Raw genomic sequence first — 13,466 nt, forward strand, 5'->3', positions numbered from 1 at the left:
GGATCAGTGTTTTCTGATCAACCGGACTATCAATATAATCAAGGCTACCAGGAATAAAAGGATCGATATACGGTTCATACCGTGCATCATAGCTACATAGCGTGTAGTGGGTGCATTCGGGTCTTTTTTGCCAATATAGAAGTATCGAAGGATTTGATGCCAGATGCTTTTCATACCTCAAAGATCGTAAATCAGTGTTATTTTTGACCCTGTAGAAAAATGAGGATATGAAATATATTGGCTGGAGCCGCATCTGTATCGCGCTCTTTTTTTTAACCTGTTTTACTAAATCGATTTATGCACAGGATACAAGCGGAAATCCGCTGTTATCCGGTTGGGAATTTTCCCGTGCAGATGAAGGCATCTGGCGTCCTGCCACCGTGCCGGGCACGGTACACACCGATCTGCTGGCGCTGAAACTCATCCCTGATCCATTTGTGGGCACCAATGAAAAAGCAGTGCAATGGGTAGACAAAAAAGACTGGCTGTATCGTAAAAAATGGAATGTTACTGCAGCGGAGCTGCAATATGACGTGATAGAACTGGATTTTAAAGGACTGGATACGTATGCGGAAGTGTATCTGAACAACCACCTGGTCCTGCAATCTGCCAATATGTTTGTAGAAAGGGTGCTAAACGTAAAAAACCGGCTGGTAGCCGGTGAAAATGAGTTGCGCATCCTGTTTAAAAGCCCCGTTAAGCACGACATGCCGAAATTCCTGGCAGACAGTGTGATCTATCCTGCCGGCAACGATGCCAGCGATATTCCTCTAAGTATTTATGCCCGCAAAGCGCCGTATCACTACGGTTGGGACTGGGGCCCGCGCCTGGTTACTTCAGGGATCTGGCGGCCTGTTTATTTACGGTCCTGGAATAAAGCCACCATCCGCGATGTTTGGTGGCAACAAACAAAGCTGGATGCCACACACGCAGGTATGAATGCCCGGGTTACCCTGGAAGCAGCTACTGCGGGCACTTACAGCATGCATATCTCCCGGCAGTTGTCCGGTAAAACAACGGTAGTGACCACGCTGCCCGTGACCCTGAAAAAGGGTATCAACACTGTAAATGTACCTTTTACAATCAGGCAACCGCAGCTATGGTGGCCCGCCGGAATGGGAGAGCAGACAGGTTATACCTTTAAGGCGGAATTGCGCAGCAACCGGGAAACACTGGCACAGCAACAGGAATTTATTGGTCTACGCACCATTGAAGTGGTCAACAAACCCGATAGCCTGGGCGAGAGCTTTTATGTGAAAGTGAATGGTAAGCCTGTTTTTATGAAAGGCGCCAACTATATCCCGCAGGATAATTTCCTGCCCCGCGTAACCGAAAAGCAGTACCAGCGATTGTTTGAAGATATGCATAGCTCCGGCTTTAATATGGTACGTGTATGGGGAGGCGGTATTTATGAAGAAGATAAATTTTATACACTGGCAGATAAGATGGGAATCCTAGTATGGCAGGATTTCATGTTTGCCTGCACACTCTATCCTTCCGATACGGCTTTCCTGCAAAATGTAAAAGAGGAGGCAGCCTATAATATCCGGCGGCTGCGTAACCATCCTTCGCTGGCGCTCTGGTGTGGTAATAACGAAGTAGCGGTCGCGATAAAGAACTGGGGCTGGGAAAACGGTTACGCCTATACGGAAACACAATGGAACAGTTTACTGAAAGGATACGATGCGCTTTTTAAAGAAGTATTGCCGCAACAGGTACAGGAAAATGATCCCGGGAAATTCTATTTCCATTCTTCTCCCATCAGTAACTGGGGAAAGCAAGAAGATTTTGCAAAAGGAGATAACCATTACTGGGGCGTATGGCATGGGATGGAATGGTTTGAAGCCTTTAATACGCATGTTCCCCGTTTTATGAGCGAGTATGGTTTTCAGTCGTTTCCCGGTATGGAAACCATCAACACCTTTGCGACAAAAGATGATTACGACATTTTCTCAAATGTAATGCAGGGACATCAGAAGAGCCCTGCCAAAGGAAATACGGCTATCAAAACCTATATGCTGCACTATTATCAGGCACCAAAGGATTTTCCTTCCTTTGTATACCTCAGCCAGGTATTGCAGGCGGAAGGTATGAAAGTGGCCATAGAAGCGCACCGCAGGGCGATGCCTTATTGTATGGGTACTTTGTACTGGCAGCTCAATGATTGCTGGCCGGGCGCTTCCTGGTCGGGAAGGGATTACTACGGCCGTTGGAAAGCCCTGCAATACTATGTAAAAGAAGCCTTTAAACCCCGGCTGGTATCTACTGTGATAGAAGCGGGAAAGCTGGTTACCTACATCGTTTCAGACGAACAGACGGACCGGAAAGCAGACCTGGTGCTTACAGCTGTTGATACCGGCGGCAAGCAGCTGTGGCAGCAAACATTGAAAGACATCACCATCAGGGCCAATACCAGCAAAAAGTTTTTTACGGTGGATACCGCGGAGATTTTACAGGGAAAGAACCCCGCGACGGTAATATTCCATGCGCAACTGCGAATTGACAGTAAGGATATGGAAAGAAATATCTTTTACTTTACCGCGGCAAAAGACATGAGGCTGGAAACGCCGCAGATCCAGGTCACTTTTGGTAAGCAACAGCAGCAGGGGGAATATGTGTATGTAACCATCAGGTCGGATAAACTGGCGAGAAATGTTTACCTGAACCTGGAAGATGCCGCGCCGGAAGAGCGTTTTGAAGAAAATTATTTTGATTTGTTGCCAGGAGAAAATAAAACCATCAGATTGTATACAGGAAGAAACCCGGTAGCCATAAAGGCTGCTTTGAAAATAACATCTTTGGTAGATTCTTATAAACATTGACTATGCGAAAATTATGGATGGCATTAGGTTGCGTGTGGATGTGTGTAAATGCAGCCAATGCACAAAGCGGGGAGTCGCCCTATGTGCCCGAAACGGATCAGGCAGTGATCCAAAAGCTGGATGAGTGGCAGGACTGGAAGTTCGGGATGATTGTACACTGGGGGGCTTATTCCCAGTGGGGTGTAGTGGAATCCTGGAGTATCTGTCCGGAAGACGAGCCATGGACAAGCCGGAAGTTTCCGAAAATGCCCTATTTCGAATACCTGCAAAAGTATGAAGCACTGGCAAAGTCCTTCAATCCTACCCATTTTGCACCGGAACATTGGGCTAAAGCGGCGAAAGATGCCGGTATGAAGTACCTGGTATTTACTACCAAACACCATGACGGCTTCTGTATGTTTGATACCAAACAAACAGATTACAAGGTAACAGCGCCGGATGGCGCATTCAGCAAGAATCCGCGCGCCAATATCGCAAAAGAAGTATTTGAGGCTTTTCGTAAGGAAGGCATTCATGCCGGCGCTTACTTTTCCAAACCAGACTGGCACTCAGATGCTTACTGGTGGGATTATTTCCCGCCAAAGGACCGGAACGTGAACTACGATGTGAAGAAATATCCGGAGAGATGGAACCAGTTCAAACAGTTTACCTACAACCAGATTGAAGAGCTGATGACCGGCTACGGCAAGCTCGAAATCCTTTGGCTGGATGGTGGCTGGGTGCGGCCGCTGGGGCAGCAGACCAAAGAATCTTTGTCCTGGAGTAAAACGTTGCCACAGGACCAGGATATTGATATGGGACGGATCACTGCTATGGCGCGGAGCCACCAGCCTGGATTGATTGTGGTAGACCGTAGTGTGCACGGGCCGTATGAAAATTACCGTACGCCGGAGCAGGAGATCCCGGAAAAGCCGTTGAGCTATCCCTGGGAAACCTGTATGACCATGGGAAGTTCCTGGTCTTACGTACCGGATGATAAATATAAATCTGTGAACACCATCGTTCACAACCTGGTGGATATTGTGGCCAAAGGCGGCAACTATTTGCTGAATGTAGGTCCCGGCCCGGATGGAGAGCTACATGCGCAGGCTTACACTACCATGAAGGGAATCGGCGCCTGGATGAAGATAAACGGGGAGGCTATTTATGGCACCCGTGCGGTGGCGCCTTATAAAGATGGCAAGGTGTGTTTTACCCGCAACAAGAAAGATGGCAGCGTTTACGCGATCTATCTGCTGGATGAAAACGAAAAATTACCTGCTTCCATCACTTTTAAGGGGATGATTCCGGCAAAAGGGACCCGTTTGGAGGTGTTAGGAACTAAAAATAAATTAATGTGGAAAACTACAACGGAAGGGGTAGTGGTAAAAATGCCTGAAAGTGTTCGTCAGAAAGACTGGAAGCATGCTGTGGCCATCAGGATTCCGGCTGTGGATAAGATGTGATATTTATGTGAATAGCAGGTGAATAAACAAAAAGTCAGGCTGCCGCTTACCCGCGGTAGCCTTTTTTTTGTTTTATAGTAGAACACTTTTACCAAAGGGAGTCATATGAACAACAACCTGCATAAAAATCCGCAACTGAGCACCAATATCAACAAGAATCCCAGAATCTTACTTGTAGAGGACGACATGGTGTATGGTAACATTGTAAAGAAGAACCTGGAAGAAGTTGGATATCGGGTAGAACATTGTTTTGACGGCCAGCAAGGCTGGGAAAAATTTCAGCAAACACGTTATGATCTTTGTCTGGTAGACATTGTACTGCCAAAAATGAATGGTTTTGAGCTGGCACACGAAATCCGCAAGAAAACAACGCTAACCCCCATTTTCTTCTTTTCTTCCGAGCGAACGATGGACGGGGACCGTATGGGTGGTTTTGATCTTGGCGCCGACGGCTACCTGGTGAAGCCATTCAGCTTGCCGGAGCTGCAATACCGCATCCTTTCCTTTCTGAAATGGACCAGGCCCATTAAGACAGAACTCCTTATCGGCCATTCCTTTGGCCAGTTCATCTTCCATTACCGGAAGCTGAAGGTGTATGATAAGGATATTACCGGCGCCATTGGTAAAATTTCCCCGACAGAAGCCAAAGTGCTCCGCTACTTCTTTTCCCGTCCCAATATCATCATCAAACGTGATGAACTGCTGCTGAAGGTGTGGGGTAAAGATGATTTTTATTCCAGCCGTACGATGGATGTATTCCTCGGCAAGGTGCGCAAACAGCTGAAAATTGAACCACGTATTGAACTGGAAACAATTCATAACGTTGGTATCCGCCTGAATGTGCCCGAAGACCTGAAGGTCGAAAAGATTACGATCCCGCTTAATAATTCTATGTTGTAGTTTTGGTGTTTCCTATTTATAAGCATGGCAGGACCTTCCAGGGTCCGCCATGCTTTTTTGTATGCTTATAAGTATTTCATTTCCTGCTTTTCTTTCAGATTATATTAAATCGTAACTTTAAGCCCGATGGAAACAGTGGTAGTTCAAAAATATAATTTAGACGAAGAGCAGGAAAAGAAAGAGATAGTCCGGCATTACCGCGCTTTATTAAGGGCATTGAAACCCCGTTTGAAAAAAGGCGACCGGGAGCTGGTACGCACTGCTTTTGAAATGGCAGCAGATGCCCATAAGGAAATGCGGCGCAAATCCGGTGAACCTTATATTCTGCATCCCCTGGCCGTAGCACAGATTTGTGTGGAAGAAGCCGGACTGGGCGTACGTTCAGCCATTTGTGCCTTACTGCATGATACCGTGGAAGACACAGAGGTGACCCTGGAAGACGTATCCCGTGAATTTGGTAATGAGATCGCCCACATCGTGGATGGCCTCACCAAAATATCTACCGTCATTGATTCCAGTACCAGCACGGCACAGGCGGAGAATTTCAAGAAAATATTGCTGACCCTGGCAGATGATCCCAGGGTAATCCTGATCAAGCTGGCAGACAGGCTGCATAATATGCGCACGCTGGACAGCATGAGCCGGGAAAAACAGCTGAAAATAGCCTCGGAAACCGTATTTATCTACGCCCCGCTGGCCCACCGTCTCGGATTGTATAACATCAAATCCGAAATGGAAGACCTGGCTATGAAGTACACGGAGCAACAAACCTACCGTGAAATAGCCCGGCGTCTTAAAGAAACAAAACGCGAGCGTACCCGCTATATCAACGAATTTATCAAGCCTATCAAGGAAGTATTGCAGGAAGAAGGATTTGTTTTCGACATCTATGGTCGTCCCAAGTCGATCCATTCCATTCATAATAAGATCAAAACCAAAGGAGTTGCCTTTGAAGAGGTATACGATCTTTTTGCCATCCGCATTATCCTGGACTCTTCATTGGAAAAGGAAAAAGCAGATTGCTGGAAAGTGTATTCCATCATCACAGACTTCTACCACCCCAGCCCGGAACGTACGCGCGACTGGCTGAGCAACCCAAAATCCAATGGTTATGAGGCATTGCACGTAACCGTGATGGGGCCCAACGGAAAATGGGTAGAGGTGCAGATTCGCTCCAAACGCATGAATGAATACGCTGAAAAAGGCGTGGCAGCGCACTGGCGCTATAAGGAAGGCAGTCCCAATCCGCAGCAGGAATCCAAATTTGATCAGTGGTTTACCCAGATCCGGGAAATCCTGAACAACCCCGATTCCAATACGCTGGACTTCCTCGCCGATTTCAAAAGCAATCTTTTTACCGAAGAAATTTACGTTTATACACCAAAAGGTGATCTGAAAATATTGCCGGTCAACTCTACTGCGCTGGATTTTGCTTATTCTATCCATAGTGCGGTAGGGAACAAGTGTATCGGCGCCAAAGTGAATTATAAACTGGTACCGCTCAGCCACAAGCTCCGCAGTGGGGACCAGGTAGAGATTATTACGTCCAACAAACAGAAGCCGTCGGAAGACTGGCTCAACTTTGTACTGACGGCCAAAGCAAAATCCAAAATCAAGGATGCGCTCAAGGAAGAAAAACGAAAAGTGGCCATGGACGGGAAGGCTGCGCTGGAACGCAAGCTGGATCACATGAAAATTACCACCAGTCAACATAATATTAATGAGCTGGTACAATTCTATAAACAACCTTCCCCGCTGGACCTGTATTACCAGGTAGCGGTTAAGAATATTGACCTGAAAGAGCTCAAACAGTTTTCTGTTTTGGGCGACAAGCTGGAACCCCCAAAACCGGTAAAAGTACCGGAACATGTGCCGGAAGAACACGTGAAGCACCAGATTCCTTCCAAAAAAGATGCGGAACTGATCATTTTCGGTGAAAGCTCAGACAGGATTGCCTATAAGCTGGCCAATTGTTGCCGTCCTATTCCGGGCGACGACGTGTTTGGGTTTATTACCGCCAGCGAAGGGTTGAAGATCCACCGCACCAACTGCCCCAATGCCGCGCAGTTACTGGCTAATTATGGCCATCGGGTGGTAAAGACCAAGTGGGTGAAAAACAGGGAGATATCCTTCCTGACAGGGCTGCGTATCATAGGTATGGATGATGTGGGTGTCATTCATAAGATCACCAATATTATTTCCGGCGAACTGAAAGTAAATATTTCCGCGCTCAGTATTGAGTCGAAAGAGGGCTTATTCGAGGGGCTGATCAAAGTGTATGTACATGATAAGGAGGAACTGGACGAGCTCGTGGAAAGGCTTAAAAAGCTGGATGGGATACAATCTGTGCAGCGTTTGGAAGAGTCCTGATTATTTAGTCATTTTACTATTTTGTTATTTAGTTATTTTGCTTTGGTGGCGGATCTGCTACAGGGATTAAATGTCTGAATACGAAAATCAAAAAATTCCTAAATGATTTGTAATTTCGCAGCTTCTTTTAAAAAGCAACAACCTCCGATAATTAATTAAATCATTATGGTAGACGTTTTGTTAGGCCTGCAATGGGGCGACGAAGGTAAAGGTAAAATTGTGGACTATTTTGCCGGCAGGTACGACGTGATTGCCCGTTTCCAGGGTGGACCGAACGCAGGTCATACCTTGTATGTAAATGGACAGAAAGTAGTTTTGCGCACCATTCCTTCCGGTGTATTCCATGAGAAGACCATTAACCTTATCGGTAACGGCGTGGTACTGGATCCGGTGGCATTTAAAAAGGAAAGTGAAGATATTTCAGCCCTGGGTATAGACCTGACAAAAAATCTTTTTATTGCGGAAAAAACGCATATTATTGTTCCTACGCACCGTGCGCTGGACAAGGCTTCCGAAATATCAAAAGGAAATGACAAAATAGGTTCTACCTTGAAAGGTATAGGCCCTGCCTATATGGATAAAACAGGCCGGAACGGTTTACGCGTCGGAGATGTACTCTCTCCCAATTTTAAAGCGTTATACGAAAAACTGAAGCAGAAGCATCTGCAACTGCTGTCTCAATACGATATTGAAGGACTCAACGAAGATATTGCTGCCTGGGAAGCTGAGTTTTTTGAAGCCATCCCTTTCCTGCAGCAAATGAATGTGGTAAGTGGAGAATATTTCCTGAACGAAAAACTGAAAGCCGGTAAGAAAGTGCTGGCGGAAGGTGCGCAGGGAAGTATGCTGGACGTAGATTTCGGTACTTATCCATTTGTAACTTCTTCCAATACTATTTCTGCCGGTGTATGTACCGGTCTGGGAATTGCGCCACAGTGGATTAAAGAAGTAATTGGCGTTACCAAAGCATATTGTACCCGCGTAGGTAGCGGACCATTCCCTACTGAGCTGCATGACGCTACCGGCGAAAGGTTGCGTGCTGCCGGTCATGAGTTTGGTGCTGTAACAGGCCGTCCCCGCCGCTGTGGCTGGATTGACCTGGTTGCCCTGAACTATACCTGCATGCTGAGCGGCGTTACGCAACTGGTGATGACAAAAAGTGATGTACTGGATGAATTTGATGAAGTTTTAGCTTGCACCGCTTATGAAATTGATGGTAAACAAACCAAACAATTACCTTTCCAGTTAAATGGTCTGGACATTAAACCGGTGTGGGAAACATTTAAAGGCTGGAGTGAAAAAACTGCTACCTGCAAGCAATTCAATGAGTTACCAGCTGAAATGACAGCATTTGTATCAGCAGTAGATAAATATCTGGAGGTACCGGTGAAATATGTTTCCAACGGGCCGGGACGCGATCAGATCCTCGAAAAATAGATCCAAAAAAAGTAAGGAAAAAAAACGGCAAAAAAAATTTGGCTAATAAAAAAAACTGTTAAAACTTTACGGCAAAGAAATTAAGTGACCTATTATGAAATCAAAATCTGATAAAGAGAAAGAGACGAAAAAAACTACTTCTCCTAAGACTGCAAAAGACGCTCCTAAAGCTGCGGCCAAGCCTAAGAAAGAGGTGGATGATGATGATGATGAGGATGAAGAGGAGGATGAAACCACTTCCAAAACGGCCTCAAAAAAATCAGATAAGCCAGCTTCAAAATCCAAGCGTAAAAACGACGATGAGGATGAGGAAGACGGAGATGATGATAGCGATGATGCAGATGATGCCTGGGAGAAAGGAGAAGATGATGATTATGATCCTGACTTTGAAGAGTTTGACATGCCTAAGTCAAAAGGTAAACGCGGCCGGCCAAGCACTGGCGGTAAAAAAGCCGATGACGATGATGATCTGGGCATCGATGATGAATTCAAGGACATGGATCTGTTCAATGATCGTTTTGACGATGAGGACGATGATTTTTAAGCACTAAAGCGATTATTATCAGGATATTTCACACTTTTCCGATTGATGATCACAAAATATTTAAGCAACAAATGTTGGATTGGGGAAACCAGTTCAACATTTGTTGTTTATTGGACAATAATAATTATCCATCTGCCTATCATCAATACGAAGTCCTGTTGGCTGCGGATGCATTGCAACTGCTGGAAGTAAATGCCGGCAACGCTTTCACCGCTTTACAGGATTTTTATGATATCCACAAAGACTGGCTTTTCGGTCATCTCTCCTACGATCTTAAGAATGAAGTAGTACCTGGGCTGAAATCCCGTAACCCCGATGGTATTGGCTTTGCAGATATGTGCTTTTTCAGGCCCCGCGTGGTTATCCGGCTCCAACAGGAGCAGGTGCATATTGGCGGTGAAGCCTTCACGGAGCAGGAAGCACTGGCGGTATACCAGGAATGCCTGCGTATGCCCGTTAACGTGATACAGCCCGCTGTGGCCCGCGTGCAGCAGCTCCGGGCGCACCTAGATCACGACCGCTACATCCGTGCTGTGAAAGACCTGCAAGGACACATTCAGCGCGGTGATTGTTATGAAGTAAATTTCTGCCGGGAAAATTATATGGAAGGAGTGAGCGTATATCCGCCTGCGTTATTTACGCAGCTGAATACCCTGTCACCGGCACCTTTTGCAGCATATTACCGGGTACATGATAAATATCTGATCTGTTCCAGTCCCGAACGTTTTTTGCAGAAGAAAGGAAACACCGTTATCTCCCAGCCAATAAAAGGAACCAGCCGCAAAGACCCCGATCCCGCTGTGGATCTGCAATTGCGGCAACAACTGTTGCGCAGTGCAAAAGAGCGCGCTGAAAATATTATGGTGGTAGACCTGGTAAGAAATGATTTGTCACATACAGCCCTGCGCGGCAGTGTTAAAGTTGTCGAGTTGTGTGGCATCTATTCTTTTGCACAGGTACATCACATGATTTCTACTATCTCCGCACAATTATCTCCCGATATACCGCTTACTGAAGTGATCAGCCATGCTTTCCCGATGGGCTCCATGACAGGCGCCCCTAAAATCCGGGTGATGGAACTGATTGAACAATACGAGCAAAGCCGCCGTGGACTTTATTCCGGTGCTGTTGGCTACATCACCCCTGCAGGTGATTTCGATTTCAATGTAGTTATTCGCAGTATGCTCTATAATGCAGCCAATCAATATTTGTCTTTCCAGACCGGTTCCGCCATCACTTTTTCCAGTGATCCCGAAAAAGAGTGGGAAGAATGTTTGCTGAAAGCTGCTGCGATGAATAAAACACTTATTTAAATAATTGTTCCATTGCTTCCTGTACCGTAGGGTAGGAGAACTGGAATCCGGTATCCTGGATTTTACGGGAAGAGGCATTTACGCTTTTCAGTACTTCGATGCTCATCTCTCCCAGGGCGAGTTTCAGAGCAAAAGCAGGAACATAGCTGGTGACGTAACTGCGCCCTTTGGCAGCATGGGCCATCGCCAGTACCAGTTCCTTATGCGTCACGGGGTTGGGGGCTACTGCATTGTAAATGCCCTCCAGGCGGTCGTTTACGATGGCATTGAAATATAACCTGACGAGATCCTGGATGTGTATCCAGCTGATATATTGGTCGCCGGAACCGAGAATGGTGGCAAATCCAAAACGAAGTGGTTTATAAAATTCTTTGAGTGCGCCGCCGTCCTTACTCAGCACCATGCCGGTGCGGAATATGACCAGTTTCTTATCCAGTGAGATAACCTGTGCAATACTTTTTTCCCAGGCAACGGAGGTAGTGCCGAGGTAGTCATCAGCCGGGGGATCAGTTTCTGTAAAGGGATGATCTTTTGTAATGCCATAATAGCCGGTAGCGGAGGCACTGATCACTTTTTTTACTTTATTCGGATTTGTTTGTAATGCCTTAAAGATCAGTTCACTGCTCTTTGTACGGCTATCAATAATTTCCTGTTTACGTGCAGTTGTCCAGCGTTTATCTCCTACATTGGCGCCCGCCAGATGTACAATATAATCAGCCTGCTGTAAGGCAGAGATGTCCAGTGTTTGTTGCTCAATATCCCAGCGTGCATAACTGACAGCCTTGTTAGTGCCCTTTTCAGGTTGCCTGGTAAGAATAATCACCTTGTAGCCGCGCTCCAGCAGCTGGTTGGTTAACGCCGTACCCACCAGTCCAGTTCCGCCGGTTATAATAACGGTCTCCATTAAGTATAGTCTGCTTTTAAAAAAAAATAATTTATTAAAATTACACAATAAATCGGGCCTTTTGGTATTTAAGTAAGAGCGGGAATCACATCGCGGAAATTGGCGCATTAAATTCTTATTTTTAATGTAAGTTTGAAAATGGTGCATTCAGTTGCATCTTCACCGTCTCAACAACGACAATATTTGAAACTCAGATACAGCATGCATACGCTATACCGCATCCAACTGTTATTGTTGCTGCTATTTGCCGGCACCGCAGCAATGGCCCAGAAGATATCCTATTCAGAACCCGAAAAGGATGACTACAAAAGCACCGAATTTGAAATCATTGGCAAAGTAGCTGGTAATATCCTCGTGTATAAAACAGACCGTGGCGATTATGCCGTGTCTGTATATGATGGGGAAATGCAGCTGAAAGACCGGGTGAAACTGGACTTCCTGCCAAGGAAGGTGATCAGCATGGACTTTGTAGCCTATCAGAACAAAGTGCTGATGATCTACCAGTTCCAGCGCAAGGATGCCGTATATAGTTTTTGCGCCACCATGTCGCCGGATGCAAAGTTTAATGATGCGCCGCTGATGATCGATTCTACCCGTATCGGCCTCTATTCAAAAGAGAACAAGGTGTATTCCGTAGAAGTATCGGAAGATAAGAACCGGATCATGGTATATAAGATTAACCAGGATAAGGAAGATAACAACGTATTTTATACATTCCTGTATGATAGCGCCATGGCCCTGGTAAACAACAGTCGTTTATCGCTCCCGATGCAGGGTAAAAAACAATTCCTCAGCAATTTCAATCTCACCAACGAAGGTGATCTGCTGTTTAATAAACTGGAACGTACTGCTAACCGCGACTATGTGATCAGCGGAACAATGGTACTGAAACGCCCCCTGGTAGATAGTTTCGAAACGTCCGGTCTGCAGTTCAAATCACAGTTGCTCGATGAGGTAAAGATGAAACTGGATAACAGCCGGCATACTGCACTGGTTACCGCTTTTTACTATAAACAGAAAAGAGGGAATGTGGAAGGCATGTATCTTTACAAGCATGATTATACGGCCAACAAGCCCGTGTATGAAAAGTCGGTGGTGTTTTCTCCGGAGCTGAAAATGAATGCCCGGGGAGAGTCCAATACCAGCAGCGCATTCAATGATTATTTTATACGTCGCATCATTAATACCAGTAACGGTGGGTTTCTGCTGACGGCGGAATCTTTCTATACTTCCTCCCGCTATCAGCCCTGGAACCGCTGGAACTATATGTATGGCAGCCCTTACGGCGGTATGTATGCGCCTTATTACTATTCTCCTTATTCTCCGATGTACTATAACCCTTACTACTGGAACAATTCACAAGGGGTGCGTTATCATTATGATAATATAGCTGTGCTGTCATTTGATGAAGAAGGTAATATGCAGTGGAATAATTTTGTCCGCAAAGCCCAGTTTGATGATAATGCAGATCTGTATCTGTCTTATCTGATGGTGAATGTGGGCAGTGAACTGCGTTTCCTTTATAATGAACTGGACAGAAGAAATTATCTGTTGACAGATGTGAGCCTGGCGCCTGGCGGTAAAGTAAACCGCATGCCTACACTGCGTAACCTGGACAAAGGTTTTACCTGGATGCCGCGTTATGGTAAACAGATCAGTGGCCGTACAGTAGTGGTACCATGTATCTACAGGAATTATATTTGCTTTGCTAAAATTGACTTTTAATCACAC

The 13,466-nt window shown here is 45.9% G+C and carries 10 protein-coding genes; 8 read left to right on the forward strand and 2 right to left on the reverse strand.

Going from position 1 to position 13,466, the window contains the following annotated elements:
* Window positions 1–3: 3 nt before the first annotated feature.
* On the reverse strand, window positions 4–174 hold the full coding sequence (locus ABQ275_RS01185) for a DUF6728 family protein (protein ID WP_349316432.1): 171 nt from the start codon (window positions 172–174) through the stop codon (window positions 4–6).
* A gap of 53 nt (window positions 175–227) precedes the next feature.
* Here ABQ275_RS01185 and ABQ275_RS01190 point away from each other — a divergent pair, with 53 nt between their 5' ends.
* From ABQ275_RS01190 to ABQ275_RS01220, 7 genes are all read left to right on the forward strand, one after another.
* Window positions 228–2,822, forward strand: coding sequence for a glycosyl hydrolase 2 galactose-binding domain-containing protein (locus ABQ275_RS01190; protein ID WP_349316433.1), 2,595 nt, complete (start codon window positions 228–230; stop codon window positions 2,820–2,822).
* Window positions 2,823–2,824: 2 nt separating this feature from the next.
* A complete protein-coding gene (locus ABQ275_RS01195) occupies window positions 2,825–4,267 on the forward strand; it encodes an alpha-L-fucosidase (protein WP_349316434.1) in 1,443 nt (480 codons plus the stop codon).
* A 105-nt stretch (window positions 4,268–4,372) separates the two neighbouring features.
* Complete coding sequence (locus ABQ275_RS01200; RefSeq protein WP_349316435.1) at window positions 4,373–5,167, forward strand: response regulator transcription factor; 795 nt, start codon at window positions 4,373–4,375, stop codon at window positions 5,165–5,167.
* A 126-nt stretch (window positions 5,168–5,293) separates the two neighbouring features.
* On the forward strand, window positions 5,294–7,537 hold the full coding sequence (locus ABQ275_RS01205; protein WP_349316436.1) for a bifunctional (p)ppGpp synthetase/guanosine-3',5'-bis(diphosphate) 3'-pyrophosphohydrolase: 2,244 nt from the start codon (window positions 5,294–5,296) through the stop codon (window positions 7,535–7,537).
* A gap of 165 nt (window positions 7,538–7,702) precedes the next feature.
* Entirely contained in the window at window positions 7,703–8,974 is a 1,272-nt protein-coding gene (locus ABQ275_RS01210; RefSeq protein WP_349316437.1) for an adenylosuccinate synthase, read from the forward strand.
* Between the two features lie 94 nt (window positions 8,975–9,068).
* Entirely contained in the window at window positions 9,069–9,518 is a 450-nt protein-coding gene (locus ABQ275_RS01215; RefSeq protein WP_349316438.1) for a hypothetical protein, read from the forward strand.
* Window positions 9,519–9,589: 71 nt separating this feature from the next.
* A complete protein-coding gene (locus tag ABQ275_RS01220) occupies window positions 9,590–10,831 on the forward strand; it encodes an anthranilate synthase component I family protein (protein WP_349316439.1) in 1,242 nt (413 codons plus the stop codon).
* On the opposite strand, the gene ABQ275_RS01225 is transcribed toward ABQ275_RS01220, so the two are convergent.
* A complete protein-coding gene (locus ABQ275_RS01225; protein WP_349316440.1) occupies window positions 10,824–11,735 on the reverse strand; it encodes a TIGR01777 family oxidoreductase in 912 nt (303 codons plus the stop codon). The two genes, ABQ275_RS01220 and ABQ275_RS01225, sit on opposite strands and share 8 nt — an antisense overlap.
* 201 nt (window positions 11,736–11,936) lie before the next feature.
* Between ABQ275_RS01225 and ABQ275_RS01230 the strand changes: the two genes are divergently transcribed.
* Window positions 11,937–13,460 carry a hypothetical protein gene (locus ABQ275_RS01230; RefSeq protein WP_349316441.1) on the forward strand — a complete coding sequence of 508 codons (1,524 nt, stop codon included), beginning with the start codon at window positions 11,937–11,939 and terminating at the stop codon, window positions 13,458–13,460.
* Window positions 13,461–13,466: the final 6 nt, after the last annotated feature.

Origin of the sequence: Chitinophaga sp. MM2321 (assembly GCF_964033635.1) — a bacterium.
Classification (GTDB): domain Bacteria; phylum Bacteroidota; class Bacteroidia; order Chitinophagales; family Chitinophagaceae; genus Chitinophaga.

Coding starts and splice junctions, on each gene's coding strand:
- ABQ275_RS01185 (WP_349316432.1), bottom strand. CDS start 174: ATGAAAAGCATCTGGCATCAAATCCTTCGATACTTCTATATTGGCAAA.
- ABQ275_RS01215 (WP_349316438.1), top strand. CDS start 9,069: ATGAAATCAAAATCTGATAAAGAGAAAGAGACGAAAAAAACTACTTCT.
- ABQ275_RS01230 (WP_349316441.1), top strand. CDS start 11,937: ATGCATACGCTATACCGCATCCAACTGTTATTGTTGCTGCTATTTGCC.
- ABQ275_RS01190 (WP_349316433.1), top strand. CDS start 228: ATGAAATATATTGGCTGGAGCCGCATCTGTATCGCGCTCTTTTTTTTA.
- ABQ275_RS01210 (WP_349316437.1), top strand. CDS start 7,703: ATGGTAGACGTTTTGTTAGGCCTGCAATGGGGCGACGAAGGTAAAGGT.
- ABQ275_RS01220 (WP_349316439.1), top strand. CDS start 9,590: ATGTTGGATTGGGGAAACCAGTTCAACATTTGTTGTTTATTGGACAAT.
- ABQ275_RS01225 (WP_349316440.1), bottom strand. CDS start 11,735: ATGGAGACCGTTATTATAACCGGCGGAACTGGACTGGTGGGTACGGCG.
- ABQ275_RS01200 (WP_349316435.1), top strand. CDS start 4,373: ATGAACAACAACCTGCATAAAAATCCGCAACTGAGCACCAATATCAAC.
- ABQ275_RS01205 (WP_349316436.1), top strand. CDS start 5,294: ATGGAAACAGTGGTAGTTCAAAAATATAATTTAGACGAAGAGCAGGAA.
- ABQ275_RS01195 (WP_349316434.1), top strand. CDS start 2,825: ATGCGAAAATTATGGATGGCATTAGGTTGCGTGTGGATGTGTGTAAAT.